The 16,480-nt window shown below is 58.8% G+C and carries 18 protein-coding genes and 1 pseudogene; 4 read left to right on the plus strand and 15 right to left on the minus strand.

Annotated features, from left to right (window positions below):
• Window positions 1-172: 172 nt before the first annotated feature.
• Entirely contained in the window at window positions 173-1,111 is a 939-nt protein-coding gene (locus ELH03_RS17370; protein WP_130806709.1) for a BstA C-terminal domain-containing protein, read from the plus strand.
• Window positions 1,112-1,170: 59 nt separating this feature from the next.
• Here ELH03_RS17370 and ELH03_RS17375 read toward each other — a convergent pair.
• A pseudogene (locus ELH03_RS17375) lies at window positions 1,171-1,478 on the minus strand (ATP dependent DNA ligase); the annotation flags it as partial.
• A 59-nt stretch (window positions 1,479-1,537) separates the two neighbouring features.
• Between ELH03_RS17375 and ELH03_RS17380 the strand changes: the two are divergent.
• From ELH03_RS17380 to ELH03_RS17390, 3 genes are all read left to right on the plus strand, one after another.
• Window positions 1,538-2,071 carry a hypothetical protein gene (locus ELH03_RS17380; protein WP_130806711.1) on the plus strand — a complete coding sequence of 178 codons (534 nt, stop codon included), beginning with the start codon at window positions 1,538-1,540 and terminating at the stop codon, window positions 2,069-2,071.
• A 227-nt stretch (window positions 2,072-2,298) separates the two neighbouring features.
• Window positions 2,299-2,535, plus strand: a complete 237-nt coding sequence (locus tag ELH03_RS17385) for a hypothetical protein (RefSeq protein WP_130806713.1) — start codon at window positions 2,299-2,301, stop codon at window positions 2,533-2,535.
• A gap of 8 nt (window positions 2,536-2,543) precedes the next feature.
• Entirely contained in the window at window positions 2,544-2,918 is a 375-nt protein-coding gene (locus tag ELH03_RS17390) for a thermonuclease family protein (protein ID WP_130806793.1), read from the plus strand.
• Between the two features lie 147 nt (window positions 2,919-3,065).
• Here ELH03_RS17390 and ELH03_RS17395 read toward each other — a convergent pair whose 3' ends face one another.
• The 14 genes from ELH03_RS17395 to ELH03_RS17460 form a co-directional block, all read right to left on the minus strand.
• Window positions 3,066-3,494: a DUF1515 domain-containing protein gene (locus ELH03_RS17395; protein ID WP_130749721.1), complete on the minus strand. Its 429-nt coding sequence runs from the start codon at window positions 3,492-3,494 to the stop codon at window positions 3,066-3,068.
• A gap of 40 nt (window positions 3,495-3,534) precedes the next feature.
• Window positions 3,535-5,202 (minus strand): right-handed parallel beta-helix repeat-containing protein, encoded by a 1,668-nt coding sequence (locus ELH03_RS17400; RefSeq protein ID WP_130806715.1) that lies wholly within the window; start codon window positions 5,200-5,202, stop codon window positions 3,535-3,537.
• Between the two features lie 216 nt (window positions 5,203-5,418).
• Entirely contained in the window at window positions 5,419-5,778 is a 360-nt protein-coding gene (locus ELH03_RS17405; protein WP_130806717.1) for a hypothetical protein, read from the minus strand.
• Complete coding sequence (locus ELH03_RS17410; RefSeq protein ID WP_165447337.1) at window positions 5,778-6,272, minus strand: lysozyme; 495 nt, start codon at window positions 6,270-6,272, stop codon at window positions 5,778-5,780. Before ELH03_RS17410 ends, ELH03_RS17405 begins: the two co-directional genes overlap by 1 nt.
• On the minus strand, window positions 6,256-6,474 hold the full coding sequence (locus ELH03_RS17415; RefSeq protein WP_130806721.1) for a hypothetical protein: 219 nt from the start codon (window positions 6,472-6,474) through the stop codon (window positions 6,256-6,258). The genes ELH03_RS17410 and ELH03_RS17415 overlap by 17 nt, the downstream gene beginning before the upstream one ends.
• Window positions 6,475-6,498: 24 nt before the next feature.
• Window positions 6,499-6,936, minus strand: coding sequence for a DUF7338 family protein (locus ELH03_RS17420; RefSeq protein WP_130806723.1), 438 nt, complete (start codon window positions 6,934-6,936; stop codon window positions 6,499-6,501).
• On the minus strand, window positions 6,933-7,115 hold the full coding sequence (locus ELH03_RS17425) for a hypothetical protein (protein ID WP_130806725.1): 183 nt from the start codon (window positions 7,113-7,115) through the stop codon (window positions 6,933-6,935). The genes ELH03_RS17420 and ELH03_RS17425 overlap by 4 nt, the downstream gene beginning before the upstream one ends.
• A complete protein-coding gene (locus tag ELH03_RS37970) occupies window positions 7,115-8,212 on the minus strand; it encodes a hypothetical protein (protein ID WP_245511839.1) in 1,098 nt (365 codons plus the stop codon). The genes ELH03_RS17425 and ELH03_RS37970 overlap by 1 nt, the downstream gene beginning before the upstream one ends.
• A gap of 242 nt (window positions 8,213-8,454) precedes the next feature.
• A complete protein-coding gene (locus tag ELH03_RS17435) occupies window positions 8,455-10,395 on the minus strand; it encodes a hypothetical protein (RefSeq protein ID WP_130806727.1) in 1,941 nt (646 codons plus the stop codon).
• The gene (locus tag ELH03_RS37455; protein WP_165447338.1) at window positions 10,383-12,575 is read right to left on the minus strand and encodes a phage tail tip lysozyme; all 2,193 of its coding nucleotides are present in this window, start codon (window positions 12,573-12,575) and stop codon (window positions 10,383-10,385) included. Before ELH03_RS37455 ends, ELH03_RS17435 begins: the two co-directional genes overlap by 13 nt.
• Window positions 12,575-13,576, minus strand: coding sequence for a tail fiber domain-containing protein (locus ELH03_RS17445; protein ID WP_130806729.1), 1,002 nt, complete (start codon window positions 13,574-13,576; stop codon window positions 12,575-12,577). Before ELH03_RS17445 ends, ELH03_RS37455 begins: the two co-directional genes overlap by 1 nt.
• Complete coding sequence (locus ELH03_RS17450; RefSeq protein WP_130806731.1) at window positions 13,551-13,958, minus strand: GNAT family N-acetyltransferase; 408 nt, start codon at window positions 13,956-13,958, stop codon at window positions 13,551-13,553. Before ELH03_RS17450 ends, ELH03_RS17445 begins: the two co-directional genes overlap by 26 nt.
• Window positions 13,955-15,778, minus strand: a complete 1,824-nt coding sequence (locus ELH03_RS17455) for a hypothetical protein (protein WP_130806733.1) — start codon at window positions 15,776-15,778, stop codon at window positions 13,955-13,957. Before ELH03_RS17455 ends, ELH03_RS17450 begins: the two co-directional genes overlap by 4 nt.
• Window positions 15,775-16,473, minus strand: coding sequence for a phage adaptor protein (locus ELH03_RS17460; protein WP_130806734.1), 699 nt, complete (start codon window positions 16,471-16,473; stop codon window positions 15,775-15,777). The genes ELH03_RS17455 and ELH03_RS17460 overlap by 4 nt, the downstream gene beginning before the upstream one ends.
• Between the last annotated feature and the right edge of the window lie 7 nt (window positions 16,474-16,480).

Consider the following 16,480-nt stretch of genomic DNA (forward strand, 5'->3'; position numbering starts at 1 on the left):
CATCTGCAGAGAGAAAAACGGCGGCCCGGTAGATGCGCTAACATCCCCGGGCCTGACAACCACCTTGCGGCGGCTTGTTTGTGATCACGAGGCAGTAGTTGGGTATCTTCCGACGGGTTGTCAAGCGGTTTCTTACCTCGTCGTCCGCGGTTACGCGAAGGAAATCGCTAGTATGACTATCAAAATCAACCGGTTAGCCCGCAATGGCAGCCAAAAGGAAATCACCCCTGGGCAGGGCATTTTACCTTTAACAATCCAAAAGGATCGTGAGGTTCAAGGTATCGGAATGGGTGTCCTCTCCGATGGAACGCCTTACCTAAATCAACGCGGCCTAGCCGCACTTTGCGGCGTTCAAAATGCCCACATTGGAACGATTAGTTCCCAATGGCACGATGTTGACCAGAAGCCCAGACTTCAGGCCGTTAAGAACATCCTCGGCAAAATCGGTCCTACTAAGCACGCTCCCCATATCGAACTAACGCACAAGAGTGTCACACACTTCTGCTACCCGGCCGACGTTTGCTTAGCCATTCTAGAGTATTACGCGTTCGATGCCGGCGCAAATGTCTCGGCGACGGCGCGGGACAACTACCGAAAGCTTGCCGGTTCAAAACTCCAGGACATGATCTATCAGCAGGTCGGCTATGACCCCTCCGGCGCCGACCGTTTTCACAAATGGCACGAGCGCCTGGAGCTTAACTATCAGTCTGCGCCAAAGGGTTTTTTCCACGTCTTCAATGAAGCAAATACGATCATCTACGAACTCATAATCGCTGGTGCGGAAATCGGCGAGAAATTTGTCGTAGACATATCCATCGGCACATATTGGTCGAAATACTGGGAAGATAGCGGACTGGCAGAAGAATACGATGTCCGACGCAAATATCCTCACCGGTATCCTGATAGCCATCCTCAGGCGAAGGCGAACCCTCACGAATCTTGGTGCTATCCGATCGCCGCGCTGGGCGATTTTCGAATGTGGCTTCAAGAAGAGTACCTAGAGGGCGGCAAGTTTCGCAATTACCTGCAGGGTAAGGTGAAGAAGGGAGATCTTCCCCCATCTTTCGCGGAACTGGCACTCGAAGTGTTGGAGCCGCCTCGGTTAGCCTGATCGGCGAATCGGAGGCCATAACGATAGCCCCGCGATGCGGGGCTTTTCCATCGGACACTTCAATCCATCTGATAAACGTCGGCATTGTCCTGCCGCTCGCGCAGTCCCTAGAAGCATGCCGCACCTTGCCGTCATGCGTCCATGCCCGGTATTCGACCTCGGCAACAAGCTTCGGCTTCACGAATGTCGCCACCCTACGATCGACAGCGGCGGCCGGCGTGGATGTGATGAGGCCATCGAGCTTCTCACGAAGCTCATAAGCGTTGCGCTCGTTGAAGCCCGTCCCTACCCCGCCGACGTAGACCAGCTTCTTGCCCTTGCGCGCGACTAGCAGAAGCCGACCGATGCCCCCGAAGGATGCTGTCGACGTCAATCTGGACGTTCGTAAAGCCCGATGTATAGTTTGGGCAGTTTGGGGGCGAATCTATGAGACTTCGAATTGCTGCAATAGCCTTCCTCGTGGCTACGTCTGCGGCCGCACAATCAGCTGAAGAGACCGTGGCCTACATTATGATCGGCGCTGACGATGGCGCTTCCACGACGGCCTTCCAAGGCTCTAAGTGGAAGATGAACTTCCACATGGACGACGCCGCCCAATACTTTGTTCGTGACAGCTTGAACGTAGAGGAGATTGAGGTCGAGCGGATATCGGATTGCCGCTACAAATATCTCATCGCCCACTATGGCCTCGACCCTAAGAAGGAGGTCATGAAGGCCAGTGAATACGACCTCGATTTCACGAACGCCCGAGAGTACGAGATTACCTTGGAGCCTTCAGACAGAAGTGGGTTCATTTTCACAATGAAAGGCTTGGAATATGAGTGCCGCCCTCATCCCGATCACCCGGACACACCGAGTTGCGATGACAAGATCGGTTTCATCAATTTCGGGGACCCATTCAGGGCTAAAAACGCTCTGAAGTACCTCAAAGAGAAATTCTGTGTCGGCAAGGCTTTCTAGGGGGGCAGTCCTATTGATCTCGTCTAACGCGGCAGCAATCTTCCGCACTCGTAGCCGGCAACCCCGCCCATCCGCAGGATTAAGTTCGCCGCCAGCCGCTCAGCCAGCACCGTCTGGGCGACGGGCATCATGGAAGCAAAGAAGAAAGCCGAAGTTGAGGCTGATTTCCGCGCGGCACAAAAGGGCTGGCCGATCCCGAAAGCGGGCTGGCAACTCCAGGAGGAAAGATGAGCGAGACCGACAAGCCGGCACTTATGAACCGCCGTACCGACCTCATCGACAAGGCCAATCTTCTGCGGGACCAGCTTCGCTTAATAGAGATGGCGGCCCACGCGATCGACGATCGAGACCAACGAAGCGCGCTCATAGGAGGCTGTGAGCAGGCAAGGGAATATATGGAAGAGCTGCTCGAGATGATGCGAGGCATTCCGAGGGGCGAGCCAATCATGACGACAAACGAATAGATATGACGATGATTGCTGGACTGATCATCTGCGCATCGCTGAGCGTCGTCGACGGTGACACTGTGAAATGCGACGGGCAGAACATGCGACTGCTGGGCGAAGGTGTTCCGTTCGTCTCGGGCATTGACACGCCGGAGATTGGATCGCACGCAAAGTGCATCAAAGAACGGAAGCTGGCGTTGATCGCCAAGGGAAGGCTGAAAGAGCTTTTGGCTGAAAAGGGATTGCGGATCGTCGCGAGTGGCGCGGTGGACCGAACGCCTTCACACCGGCCGCTCGTCAACATCTATCGAACGAATGGGGAAGAGATCGGCATGAAGCTGCTCAAGGAGGGCTTCGCGCGGACCTGGAGCCCGAAGAGGCGGAACGAATGGTGCGACTGATTAAAGAAAATCTGTCGGCACGGGAACAATATGCTCCGTTGATCGTAAAACCTTCGGGCCGTGCGGAGATTCGTTGCACTTCGCTATGCGGCCCACCTCAACCTTAGCCCCGCTCCGAAGCGGGGTCTTTTTTGGCATTGGCATGCCTCAATTGATCTTCAACCAATGCCGTAACGCCGCTACCGCGCCATCGCTCATATAGGCGACAACCCCGCCGATCGTGAGGCCGGCAAAAGCAATTAGCCCTGAAATCCCGTAGCCGAGAGTCTTCATTTTTTTCCACTCCTCAAGAGTGGGGGCGACCGCCTCGTGGTTCTTTTCGACGGTGTCCTTGAGGGTCTTGATTTCTTCGCGGATCTGACCATCGACGTTGCTGCTGACGGTTACAGTCATGTCGAGCAGATGGATCTGCCTTGCCTGCTCGTCGAGCCGCCTATGGATCACGGCCCGGCTTTCGTGTGCATTATCCTTCTCGTCGCTCAGCTCGTCGCGAAGATGCGAAACGCTGTCCTCGATGCCGGTCAATCTGCCTTCGACACGGCCGAGCGCGCGAAGAATGTCGTCATTGGATGTCATTCGGTACGGGCCGTTGTTCGCGTTATTTTTTGGGGCAATGTCAAGCTGTCTCGTAGCAGCCGATGTCATACAGCCCTTGGGGAATGGTGTTGCCGAAAAGGTCTCGCGATCCCATGCTAATGCCGTAGAGGGCATTGAGATCCTGCCCACCGTTTTTGCATACGGATGCGGCCTGCGTCTTATAGGCTCCGAGAAGCAATGGATCGAAGCCCCCGATAGTCCCGACGGGCACCGTCCCCACCAGGCTTGGATTGGCAGCTTTGAAGGTGGCGCCTCCGGCTACAGTCTCCTGAGTCGGGAAGGCGGCCCGCCAGTTGGAGAACGTCGTGTAAGTTGTTGCGCCCCATTTGATCGAGGTGGCCGGCGATGAATAGCAGTTGCCGATAAACAGCAGCGCGGGCGCTGTGCTGGTGGACGAGAGAATAAACTTCGAACTAGCGCCGGTCAGATAGAAGATGTTGTTCCCGACATAGCTGGTGGCGAACTGGTTCGGGTTCGAGAAAATGTAGACCGCGTTCGCGCTCGCGGTACTGTTGAACACGGTGCAGCCATAGATCGCGTTCCCCGAGCACGCGCGGGTGTTGTCCGCGCTGCCGAGGAGAAAAGCCCCCTTGGTAGCAGTGTTCTGCTGGCAGTCGTTCTCCGAAATGCAATACCGGATTGTGTTGCCAGTGAGCGACAAGATGTTGGTCGGGTCATTGTACTGATAGAGCTGGTAGCCCTGACCATAATTATCATGGCTGTAGCAATATTGGACGGTGCAATTCTGGCATCCGCCATCAAGGTCGAAGCCGTCACCATCAGATGTGCCGAGGCCGGTCTTGTTGTGATGGCTTTCGCAAAACTGGATGATCGAGTTGGTGGTGTCGTAGAACCAGATGCCAACAGGCCCCTGAGCATACGTGTTGCCGGCGCCGTTATTGTATGCCTCGCAGGATTCCACCAGAGCGCCGTCTGTCTGTGCCAGAAGGATGCCGGAACCGGAATGGCTGGTCGGGGAAGCATAGCCGCCGGGATTGTCGTAGACCTTGCAGCTCCTGATGATCGTGCGCTTGAAAGTCGGAGCTAGATTCTTCAGACCGTAGGCATTCGACACCATGAAGATGCCGTTTCCTGTTGTGCAGCAGTCATGCACCAAGCAGTTGAGCAACGTTAGATCATCGAAGCCGGAGGGGCTGCTATCAGATGGGTGAGACCATGCCAGGATGCCGCAGTCGCCGAAGCCGGACACATCGACATTGGAAAGCGTGACAGCCGGGAGGCGCGTGCTGGCGAGCTTGAGGACTTCGAGGAAGACGCCAGAGGCGGTGCTTGTCGTTCTGCCGACTCCGGTGACAATGAGGTTTTCGATTGTGACGTATTTCGGATCAATGGCATAAATGCCGTAGTTCGTAGATGTCGTCGTGTTGATTGTGGCCCTACCGGTCCCATAGGAGCCATACCTGGTGATGAGGCCTGAGGAGCCATAATGCCGAGCCTCAACGAGGTTTAGCGATCCGGTGAACGTGGAGCCACCCTTGAAGAGAACCGAGGCCCCCGCCGGGATTGTCGCCCCGTTGACCTTAGACAGCGTTTGCCACGCGGTTGCTGGAGATAAGCCGTTAGCGGCGTCTGAACCGGCTGGGTCTACGTAGTAGATAACGGTCGGCGCCGCGCCGCCGCTGTTCGCATTTGTCACCGCAAGAGAAATGCCAAGGATCATGTTCATCGGTAGGTCACTCCTGCATCCACGGCTGCGACGCACGCGGCTCGGCGAGACTCGCCAATGTTCCGCGCCGTCCGGTCAGCCGACCAGCCGTTGAATATTTCTTCCTGGGTCATGTCATGATCCGGCTTGGGAGAGAGAGCGGGCGTCACCTTCCGGCACTCGGGCGGCAGCAGCACAGTGACCATCTTCGTGATGACGATCGGTTCCGGTTTTGGATTAGTCAGGGAGCAGGCGGACACGATCAGCGGTAAGGCCGACATCGCCGCCATGAGGCAGAGCCGCATTGCGTTTCCTCAATTCTTCGAGCTGCTGGGAAGCGGCGTTGACGCGATCGGCCGCGTCAGCCTGGATGTCGATTACCGCCTTCGCCTGGTCGGCAATTCGTCTGTTCGCCTCGGCATTGGCCTTCTCGATCTTCGCGCTCCACTCCGCGTCAGAGAGCGCTTTGGAGCGTGCGGCCGCCTCGCCGATCATCGAATGGATCTCTCGGACGATGAGAAGCGCCACCGTCGCTAAGGTCAAGATAGTGAGCAGCGCCGCGAGGCCCGCGACGATGGGTTTCGAAAGGCCGAACATCAGGCGCCTCTGAGACAGATATTGCGCTCAACGACGCGGCGCTTGGCGAGCCCAGCCAGAATGACTTTCTTGCCGCCGACGGTTCCTTTGTTCCAGGCCAGCATCGCATCACATGCGGCTTTAATATTGCCGGTGCTGAGATAACGCGCCGCGCTCGATCCGCAGAAACCGCCAATGCCGACGTTGTAGCTGAAGCTGTTGAACGCCCCGCGCGTCTCGACCGGCAGGCCGTTCCAGTTGGAGACGCACTTCTCGTTGCCCTGGTCGTAGTGCGCCATGCGCTTCACCAGCAGATCATGGCATTCCTGCTTGGAGAAGGTGCGGCCCTGCATGGACTTGGCGTTCTCGGTCTCGCCATAGCAATAGGTCAGCACGCCGACAGCATCACGATAGACGTAGCCGGCATAGCCCTCCTGAGGCTCAGCGATGCCGACAGCGAGAGATATCGCCGCAGCAGCACCAGCGGCCACGCCTGCTTTAGCTTTCGCTGCCATCGTCATTTTCCTTGAGGTTGCGTTGCTCGATGACCCGACCGAACGGAGACAGCGCCAGAATGGAGATGATCAGCCACCGCGGCAGCCAACCATCCAGGAACGGCACGATGTACGGCAGGATGCCGAGCAGACCCGCCAGGTAGACAGGCCAGAGGGCAAGCGACCACGTGAGTACGCGGCGCTTGTTCTTCACAAGACGCATGGGAGGCTCCAGATGTGGGTTGGTTCAGGCCCGTTGAGGCTTCACTTGGAACATGAAGGGGTAATAATTTCCGCCTCGCTTGATCGGGTTCCAGCCCAGCCAGAGCTTGAGATAGAAGCCGAACGCCAGCGGCAGATCGCGCTTGACGGTGAATGCCGAGTCGATGTCATCGACGCCGAGCAGTTCCGACTGCCAGCCATTGCATGGATTCCGCCACGTCCAGCGGGTCCGCTGCCACCAGAGTTTGAAGCCCTTGGCGGCAGGATCGAACCCTGCGACACGCTGTGGGATATAGCCGTCCAGATCAGCATTCAGCGTCGAGAACCACCGCCATTTGCCCGGCAGAACCGGGCCGTGCTTCATCGACCAGGCCGCCAGCAATGGCGAGAGGAGATAGGCCAGTAAGACGAATGTGAGATTGACTGGAAGTGAAACGATATATCTCAAAACCGATATCGTCATTGCTCGGGCATCTCCTCAGGAGAGATTGCCATAGGATAGGCCGACGGAGGCGGCACAAGCGCCGCATAATATGCCAGCAGCTCCGGGTCGTCGGGCGCAATGTACTCGTTGGCACCGAACATTGGCTCGACTACTACAGCGTTGATATGGCCTTCTTCATCACGGCGCACATACGGCATTAGCTATCCCCTATTCTTGGCAGAGTAAAATCCTCATACCCAAACACAACCAGGTCTCCATTGCCGCCACTGGCCCCGGAGTAAAACATCCCGATTTGTCTGGATTTGTTTGTCCTGGCCCTGGCGGTACCGATGAACGAAGTGCCGTTGCTAATGAAAAACGAGTGCTGATCATTGCCTTCGCCGTCGTAAACGCGACCGCTTGTGCTCGCACCTGACACGGATCGAATGGTAACTTCGCACATTAGATCAACTCTAACCCCGGACGGGCACGGGATAGAATTCGGCACGGTGTACAGCGCGTTCGGCACGGAGGAACTTGAAGCAAACCAACTGACAGCAGATAGGTACGTATTTTTGTTGTTAATCTGCGTATAAGTGCCGATGTTGCTTGAAGAGTCCGTCCAGACATACCAAATTCGCCCCACCCATTCATATCCGGCGGGGATAGTCGGCGCCGTCAACGACAGCGAATAGAGCCACTCGAACGCTCCATCAGAAATCTTGCGAATGGCGTGAATGTAATATCCGGTCGAGGCCGCTACGCTGCCAGTGTCTAGGCCACCCGCGCCGCCGCCGGCCGCCCAGTTGGAGCTGATGTTTTTGGTCATGGCGGCAGTGTTCTTCACATACCGGCCATTGCCCTTCATGGAGCCAGTGCTGACAGAGATCACCGTCCCGCTGGTCCGGGTGGTGGTGAGGCCTGTCAGATAGTCCGCAACACCCTCGTTAACATTGAGGAGATTATGGCCGGCAAGGTCAACATCATCGTTGATCTTGCCGATTGAATCGATGCCGTTAGCCGACCATGTGGCGACTTCAGTCCCGCTGGCTACCAAAGCCCCAACACCGGAGGCCTTGCGATACATGCCGGTCGTGACGTCGGAAGAGAACGTGACGGATGGCAGCGCCTGTGTGCCATCGGCATTCTTGAGCGGTGCCGTCATCGGAGCCGACCCGTCACGCGGCAGCGAGTTGGTGATTTCGTTGCCGAGGTCGGTGGTCAGCGCGTTCCAAGGCACCGGGTCGATGACCTGGCCTACGGAAGGAGTTGTTCCGGCTGGCTTTGAATATACGCCTGAGGAGTTTCTGGGCATTCACCTTCTCCAACAAGAGAAGGCCCCGCGAATTGCGAGGCCCTCAATGGTGTAGTATTGGTTGCGGTATGATCCGTGTCTTGCAAATCGCCTGCATCATCGCGACGACCGCATTGCTCTATGCGGTCGTGTCTGGCGTGGATGCGCTTAGATATGTCGTTGGTGACGATTTTAACGGAGGCGTTATAGTCGGCGTTCTATTCGTGATCGCTCTCTACCTAGTCATTTGCTGGATCGATCCGTCATCGCGTCCGCGAGGTTCCGGCGTTCAAAAGCAAGGCTTTGACAACAGGGTCGACTGAAGCTGGCGTCGTTCCCATCCCCTTAGCTCTCATAAGCCCTTGGACCAGCTTTTCACGCTGTTCCCCAATAAGAGCCCGGGCCAGGCTTTCGCGGGTTGCATTGCCGGTCTCGCTCGACATAAGCGCCCTGACGATGTCGTCGACCTTATCGACAGCGGCCGATCGCGCTGCACCGAGAAAGCCGCCAGCCTTGAATGCTTCCTTCACACCAAAATTTCCACTGGCGCCGCCGCCCAGCTCGTTCTGAGCTGCGAGACGCGCCGCAGTTTCGCTGTTACGGGTCACTGTGTTGGCGGTATCGGCCCAGACGCTCTCGTTATCGAGTACTTTGAACAGTCGCTCCGCTTTCTCTGGGCCGAACAAGGTTGCGAGCCTCGCGCGGTTCCAATCGCCCTCTCCCTTGATCAGCCTATTCATGGCGACGATATCGTTGGAATTTGTGCCGACTATGCGGTCAATCTCGGCCCTGGCACCCTGAGACAGCCGCAACGGCACCGCTGAAGGCCCGATCTGCATCCCCTGCGGCTGAGCGCCGCGTTCGACCTCTCCCGCGAGCTCAGAGGGCCTAGGCGCGGTCCGTCCACTATCCAACACCTGCTGACCACGCGTCACCGCCTCGTCCTGACGAGCAAGTTCGGCGTATCCAGCATCAATCTCCTTGATGCGCGGGACAGCGCGCGTGAGGCCGTCGTCGAGCATCTGACGAGCTTCGGTCAACGCGGAGATCACCTTCGGGTCAATTTCCGTTTTCAAAAGTCCATCGATCGCCTGGCGGGTCTGAAACATGACGCCGGGATCGGTAGACAGAACATTGGAGTCAGCGACGTTCAGCATGCCGCGCACTTGGCGCAGCCGAGCTTGCGCAGGGCCGCGAAGACGGCTGATGTCAGCCTCCAGCGCGGATGCAATTGGCTCGGTACTGTAAGGCCTGGCTTCGCGGAATGCCTCGCGATAGAGCGGCGAATGTGCATTCTGGTTTGCGGCGATATCTGCCTGGACCTCCGACGGGACGACGTTTCGACCAGTCGTTTCGTCGATCGTTTGACCAATTCGGGCGTTGGCGCCCGCGGCTCGATCGGCGAGCGTCGTCCGAATCGTTGTCTGCGCAGCTCCGGGCGTCGCAGCAAGCGCACCGGCCTGCTTCTGAAGGTTCGGGCCAAGGTCTGCCGGAATAGCCTTTGATCCCATCTCCTGCAGCCTCTGGGGCAACGTCACCGCGTCTAAGCCGTCGTCTGTCACTGCCCGCCGGAAATAGCCGAACGCCTGCGGGTCCATGCCAGCCACTCGCGCTGCGGCACGAGTGCGGAGTACATCGACGAGCGATCTGGCTCCAGCCCCAATGACCTTTCCGGCCACGGGACCACCCAAACCAAACAGGCCGCCCAGGGTGATGCCTTCCTTGATCTTCTCAGCATCACCTCCTGAGCGAACACCAGCGTCCGCGCCGCCAATTGTCGCGCCCGTTAACCCCGAGATACCCGAACGCAGGAGCAGACTTCCGCCGCCTGCTCCAAATGCAGCGGGGGCAGCCATGACCGCCGGTATAGTCCCGGCAACGGCTCCTGTTATCTGCGCGCCCTTATCGACGATCGGGTTCGCCTCTTTTTCCGCTCTGTTCGCATCATGGATGCGATCCATGACCTGATCATAGGTCTCGTCCGAGAATGCCGCGAGTGTTGCTCCTGCAGCTCGCTCCGTCCAGTCGCGGATGATCGGCCCAGCGATAGGAATACCTTCGAGGAGTCCCCCGGCACCTGTTCTGGCGACTGAAATGGCGTCGTCTGCCGGTAGGCCTTGAGGCTGCTGCGGCTGCCTCTGAAGCCTCAGCCGCGCGGCTGCGATTGCCAGAGCCTGCTGCTGTTCGGGTGTCATTTCTGCCATAGCTTACGCTCCGCGGGTGTCATCGCGCCCCATACATCAGCTGGGATACCTTCCGGAGGCGCGCCCACATTCGCCGCCGGCGGCGGGCTCAGATTTGGCACTTCCGCAATATCGCCAAGTGTCGGCAGCACGTCTGCCTCGTTCATGCCGCGCCGGCCGATGATGCCCCGATACTGGGACATGTCGTTGTCCAACGCGCCGCGGTAGGCAGACATGCGGCTCCGCGCCTCATTGAGGATTGCCATTCTCGTTGCGGGCTCGAGCCGAGATCCACCGTTGACGCTGTTGATCGCGCCCTGCAGCCAGTCGGGCAGGCTCGAGGTATTGTTGACCATCACCATCTCGCCCTCACGGACCACCGAGTTCGGATCCATGATCTTGCCGAGGCCGTAGACGAGGTTCAGGTCGGATGCTTTCGAGTCCGTCTTCGCCGTGTCGACCATCGACGAATAAGAGGGAAGCGCCTGTTGATAGCTCTTGTAGGTTGGGAGGTTCTGGATTTCCTTCCGGAGGTTCGACACATCTTCCGGCTTGTAGCCGGTGCCCTGGTAGACGACGCGCTCCTGCCCTGGGCTGAAGAGTGTTTCGCCAGACTGCACGACCATCGGCTTGTTCTTTTCAAAGTCGAATTTATCCCGGTTGAGATCGACGTCTGCCTCATCTTTCGCGGTGAGTGTGTTCCGGTTTGCCTGCTCCTGCCGGAATTTTTCTCTTTCGAAGTCAAGCTTTGCCTGATCGGCCGGCGACATTTCCGACCGGTAGACAGGCGAGAGGGTGCCCGTTCTCGGGTCGGTCCGCAGGACGGTTCCGTCCGGAAGGACCTGAAACCCGTATTCCGGCGGTTTCATCAGGGTTTGTAGCGACTGCGCCGCCATTGCCTTCACCTGCGGCGACGCGTTCGGGTTCATCATCGCCTTGACGAGGGCTTGCGCGCGCGGGTCCGCCATAGGATTTGCTGCTTGCTGAGGAGAAGCACCGTTCAATGCTTGGGCAAGACGCGCCGGGGCTGGCTGCTGCTGATCAACAGGAGGCACACTGGCGACGTTCGGCGTCGGGCCGACCGTGGACGTGGGCAAAGACGACAACGCAGCCTGCGGGACTCCCTGTGTCGGCATGGGCTGCGCCGGAGCGGATGCGCGCATCTGGCCCGCCACGCCAGGCATGGGGATGCCGATCGACGGATCGAGGCTTGCGACGTCGCCGTGAGTGCCAGCTTGCGGCATGGGAGGTGCGTCAGGGCGCGGCGCTAACATTGGATCGGTATAGCCAGGCTGCGGAGCAGGCGCGGAAGGATTGACCGGCGGCGGCTGGATCGGCGATGCGGGCAGATCGAGGCTTGCTTCTTCTGCGCCGCCAGTCGCACCCTGAAAACGCGGCAGGTACGAATTTGCTAGAGAAAGGCGATGGGCAGCGTTCGGATTCCCCGGCTGGTCATAGCCCTTGAATGCCCATGCGTTGTTCATAATCTGCTGCGCTTCGGCAACGCTCTTGGCATTATTCAACTTTGCTATGAGACCAGGATTTTCCTGAAGGAAGAACTGGGCTTGCTGTTGAGGCGTGCCGTTAGTTCCACCGGCAAACTTTTGCAGGTTGGCGAGGCGAGGACCATTCCACGACATGATGCCACCTGCGTCATTGGCGCCATCGTTCCAAGTCCTGCCTACATTAGCCGGAGAAAATCCACTCTCTGCCTGTCCTGTCGCGGCAATAGCTGCAAGGCCATAGGGGTTCGTGACGGCGAGCTTTTGCCCATTAACATCATACCCACTTTTGACGGTATCGATGAAGCCGCTCGAAACGTCATTGTCGGTGAGCTTTGTCGGGGGAATGTTGCCGCCTGCATCAGCGGATGGCATCGAAGAGCCGGTAGCGCCGGGATTTGCCGCCTTGTTACCGCCGAAGATCGACGACAGGAACCCGGCCGGCTTCTCAGGCAGGGTGTAGGGTTGGCCAGTGATTGCGGAGATGAGCTGCGCGTCGGCGGCGCTCTGCAGCTCGCCCTGCTTGCGGACCGCGAGGCCACCCATCAGCGCCTGCGCCATGCGCGCGGCACCTTCCCAAGGCGATTGAATGGGGCTGGTGTCAGTGCCCTGCTGAAGCATCGCTGCAGCGAGACGCTTGCGCGCGTCGGTGACACTTTCCTGCGATTGGCCGGTGTCCCCACCGAAGATGAAACCCATCACAGAACCTCCGCGTAATTGACCATCTTGAAGCCGCCAGGACCTTCTGCGACGGCCTCAGGGAAGATACGCTCGACCTCATCGGCCATGACGCCAACCTGCCGGCCGCCGCCGAAGACATATTCGTATTCGTGGATTGGGATGCCCGCTTCCGTGACGCCGATTTGATGAACGTCGCGCTTCAGCCGGCGATCGGACATTGCCCAACCGCCAAGCAGAGCAGAGCCCAATCCGAATAGTCCGCCCATCGCAGCATTCGACTTCGACACCTGCGAATTGTAAGCACCCATCTGCTGATTGTAGTTTTCGTTGATGAGGCCAGCTTGGTCGACCGTGGGCAACTGCGTTGTCGGCGAATTGACGTAGCTAGGCTGATTGACCTGAGACCCAGACATCAACGCCGAAATCTCGTTCAGCGGCTGGTTTCGCTCGGTCAAGATCGAGTTCTGAGCGTTGGAATACATGTCGCCTAGATATTGGTCGGAGGCGGCCTGCTTGCGCGTGCTGAAGTCACGCAGCGCATTGTTATAGGCGGCCGAGCCCATCGAGATGCCCTTGTCGGCGAGGCTCTGATCAAGGCTTGCCTGATCGCGGTCCCACTGGTTGTCGAAGCCGGACTGCCAGTGATCGTTGACGTATTTGTCGACATTGCCGGCGCTCAGATCGACATTGGTGCCGAGGATGCCGGAAATCTTGCCGGTCTGCTGGTTGGCGAGTTTGGAAAGCCCGAGCTGCGTCTGTTGCGTCTGATCATAGATCGCCTGGTTCTGCGGCGAATAGCTCTGATATGCCGAATAGGTCGGCAGTTGGTAGCTCTTGCCGTTCTGGTCGGTCATCGTCTGGTAGCCGCTGACCTTGTATTCCAGCGAACCGTCCGGCGTGTACTGGTTGGTGTGGCTCAAGCCCGCATTGGCGATGGCGGTGTCCACGTTCGTCGCTGTCTGCGCCGCCGCGGTCTGCGTCGGGTCGGGTGCTTTAGGTGCCTTCGGCGTGGAGACCATAGGGAAAGTCCTCTTTCAAAATTCCATAGAGCAGCGCGTCGCAGTCGCCGAAGTAAGCCGTCTGCCGCCCTTCCAGGCGTGCGCCGAGCCTTTCGAGCGCCTGCTGGGCAGCGATGTTGTCAGCGCGCGTCCTGAACGTTGCTCGCCGGCAGCCAAGTTGGTCGACGACATATCGGAAGGCTGCCCGCATTAAAGTTGCCGACAGGCGATCGGCAGCGAGCGAGACCTCGACATCGTGTTCGGTCCAGACGTTGAAAACGTAACCGGCGATGATCCGGCCGCGCTCGATCTGGGCCATGGCCGTAAACGGCGGATGGAACGTCACTCCGATCTTGCCACCTACCCATGCCGCGATATCCTGGCAGGGCTCGGTGACGATCAAATCGGAGCGCCTTTCTCATAGAGAACCGAACCACCGACGACGGCCGCTTCAGATACTGACCCAGAAGAACCCGAGATCAGCGCCCGGATCGTCGGCGCGAGCGCCGAGCCGGCGCCACCTGCTGACGCAAATTTCCGAACGACCGCTGTACCGGGGAATTTCGAGACACCCCAAATCGCAGAGCCCCATTTTGCCGCCGCATTGTTTTCGATGGCCGACAGAAGCGCTGTCGGTATCTTCGTCTGGTAGTCGAACGACATGCCGGCATACATCAGCGTCGAAACACCGATCTGCGCCGTCACCCCGATCAGCTTCGAAAATTTGGTCGCCAAGTCTTCGCCGTAGCGGTTCCATGCCCCGACCAGGAGGGCGTCGATCGCCGCGCCGTTGTCATTTGCCCCTACTTCTGCTTCGTAAACTCTCCCGTCGGCCGCTCCGAAAAACAGCCGGTCCTGCCAGTTTCCCCAGCAGGAGGCGGGAAGCCCGACGAAGCGGCACCATGCCCCGGTTTCCGTGTTCATGACGTACTGATATGGCCCAAGAGACGACGGCAGGTTGACGATTGCCATCTGGCGAGCCGGGAAGCTCGAAAGCTGCCATTCGTCCGACGTGGTGCCGGCCGTCGCCACTGTCTCGCGCCAGGTTGGTCCAATCTTCGCTGTGATGGCTCCCAAGCTTGTTGCACCCCGATCGAGCTGCACGGCCTTGGTGATCGGCACAATGCCATCGGTCGTCATGATCGCCAGATCGGCGCCGACAGACAAAAAGCAGCGATCGGTTCCGAGCGGACGCCCGAGCTTGAACGTGCCGAGCAATCCCCAGTTCGTTGAACTGGACGGATCGGAACCCTGATAGACGATGATCTCGCCCTCGGAGGACATCAGCACCAGGCACTGCTGCAGGCCGGTGGAGACAGGGATGGTCCAGACACCGATCCCGACCAGCGTGCCGCCGTATTTCATGTTGCCGCCGACCGGCAGAACCGTCGCCGTGCCGCTGACGGCATCGGTGGCGAGATACCAGACGTTTGTCGAGTTCTTCTCGATGAACCAGAGTCGCGAGCGATATGCCGTCACGGCGATCAGCAGCGACGAATCCGGAATGCCGGTGATCATCGTCGACGAGACATAGGGCGTGGCCACCGCGCCAGTTTCCAACTGAGCATTGGTCACCGAACCGGCCACGGTGAGCGTCAACGTGCCGGCTGTCGGCGTGAACGTCAGCGTAACGCGGTTGCCAACGCCCGTCCCGTTCAACACGCCTGCGAAGGCGCCAGAAAGCGTTACAGAGCCGGTCCCGAAGAAGCTCAGAGTATACTGGACCGCCTTCACCGATACGTTCTGTGTGGCGAGAGTTGCCGTGCCGACTAGAATGTTGTTCGTCCACGTCGTGCCGTTGTAGAGCAGCGGCAGATCGACGCCGTTGACGAGGCGAAGATATTCCTGGCCGGCCGGGTTGGTGTATTGCTGGACTGACCATCGTGCACTGGTTAGGCCAGACACGACTGCTGCCCCCACGACACCGCCGGCCGTCACGTCGAAAATCTTGGCCCCGGCGGCGGCAAACAGACGATTGCTCACCCCGACATATGGGATGATCGTCTGCACGTTGGCAGCGAGACCCGTTGCGAAGGCGAAATTGCCATAGCGGGCGCGGACCCGGTTGGCCTCGGGAAAAAAGTTGTCGAGCTGGAAAGCAGCGTCTTTCGGCATGTCCGCCATCTCGACGTCGGTTCGCCAGCCCCCAGTGGGCGCGATCCAGTCTTTGCTTGGCGAAACGCGGCCGGTGCGCCCGTTCGGAGGGATGGGTTTTCTGGTCATACCGTGATGATGCCGGGCCAGTAATTGTCAGGGACTTCGCCGCGGTTCGGCATCGACAGGCTTATTGGCTGCGCGGCGCGATCGGCACCAACGGCAGCCTCTTTCGCACGCTCATAGTTTTCGAGCTCTTCGCCGTAGTCCAGCCCCTTCGCCCGCTTCCAGCGCCAGATCAGCGAAAGCTCGAGAAGGTCTTCGGAGAAACGAGCCGTATCGGTATCGTTCGACCAGTTTTCGGCATATGTCGTGCCGCCGTTGACCGCGATCCAGTATTTCGAGACGTACTCGTAGCGCAGTGTTTCACCGACATCATTCGGGAAGAACGCCAGCTTGCCGCCAAGCATGCGGTAGATCTGCGGGACCGGGTTGGAATTGAGGATGGTGTTCCGCTCCCAGGTCTGCGGCTCGACAGGGCCATTGAGCTGCCAGAGGCGGGATGTGTTCCAGACCACCGAATTGGCGGCGAAGCGCTGAAAGTCGACGGGCGGCTCGGCAGGCTCAGGGATTGCTCCGGTCGCCGCGAAATTCCTTGTGGTCGTCAGCACAGACCAATCATGATCTTTCAGCAGGTCCTTTCCCGCGCGATACGACAGGATCTGCAATTGCCTTATCTGTGGATCCGCAGACGACATGACGGCCGTCGGCGGATCGAGGTCGATTTCCGCGCATACGTTCTGGATGATGGTCAGGAGCGACATGCGCGGT

Origin of the sequence: Rhizobium beringeri (genome assembly GCF_004306515.1) — a bacterium.
GTDB lineage: Bacteria > Pseudomonadota > Alphaproteobacteria > Rhizobiales > Rhizobiaceae > Rhizobium > Rhizobium beringeri.

Coding starts and splice junctions, on each gene's coding strand:
- ELH03_RS17370 (WP_130806709.1), top strand. CDS start 173: ATGACTATCAAAATCAACCGGTTAGCCCGCAATGGCAGCCAAAAGGAA.
- ELH03_RS17380 (WP_130806711.1), top strand. CDS start 1,538: ATGAGACTTCGAATTGCTGCAATAGCCTTCCTCGTGGCTACGTCTGCG.
- ELH03_RS17385 (WP_130806713.1), top strand. CDS start 2,299: ATGAGCGAGACCGACAAGCCGGCACTTATGAACCGCCGTACCGACCTC.
- ELH03_RS17390 (WP_130806793.1), top strand. CDS start 2,544: ATGATTGCTGGACTGATCATCTGCGCATCGCTGAGCGTCGTCGACGGT.
- ELH03_RS17395 (WP_130749721.1), bottom strand. CDS start 3,494: ATGACATCCAATGACGACATTCTTCGCGCGCTCGGCCGTGTCGAAGGC.
- ELH03_RS17400 (WP_130806715.1), bottom strand. CDS start 5,202: ATGAACATGATCCTTGGCATTTCTCTTGCGGTGACAAATGCGAACAGC.
- ELH03_RS17405 (WP_130806717.1), bottom strand. CDS start 5,778: ATGTTCGGCCTTTCGAAACCCATCGTCGCGGGCCTCGCGGCGCTGCTC.
- ELH03_RS17410 (WP_165447337.1), bottom strand. CDS start 6,272: ATGGCAGCGAAAGCTAAAGCAGGCGTGGCCGCTGGTGCTGCTGCGGCG.
- ELH03_RS17415 (WP_130806721.1), bottom strand. CDS start 6,474: ATGCGTCTTGTGAAGAACAAGCGCCGCGTACTCACGTGGTCGCTTGCC.
- ELH03_RS17420 (WP_130806723.1), bottom strand. CDS start 6,936: ATGACGATATCGGTTTTGAGATATATCGTTTCACTTCCAGTCAATCTC.
- ELH03_RS17425 (WP_130806725.1), bottom strand. CDS start 7,115: ATGCCGTATGTGCGCCGTGATGAAGAAGGCCATATCAACGCTGTAGTA.
- ELH03_RS37970 (WP_245511839.1), bottom strand. CDS start 8,212: ATGCCCAGAAACTCCTCAGGCGTATATTCAAAGCCAGCCGGAACAACT.
- ELH03_RS17435 (WP_130806727.1), bottom strand. CDS start 10,395: ATGGCAGAAATGACACCCGAACAGCAGCAGGCTCTGGCAATCGCAGCC.
- ELH03_RS37455 (WP_165447338.1), bottom strand. CDS start 12,575: ATGGGTTTCATCTTCGGTGGGGACACCGGCCAATCGCAGGAAAGTGTC.
- ELH03_RS17445 (WP_130806729.1), bottom strand. CDS start 13,576: ATGGTCTCCACGCCGAAGGCACCTAAAGCACCCGACCCGACGCAGACC.
- ELH03_RS17455 (WP_130806733.1), bottom strand. CDS start 15,778: ATGACCAGAAAACCCATCCCTCCGAACGGGCGCACCGGCCGCGTTTCG.
- ELH03_RS17460 (WP_130806734.1), bottom strand. CDS start 16,473: ATGTCGCTCCTGACCATCATCCAGAACGTATGCGCGGAAATCGACCTC.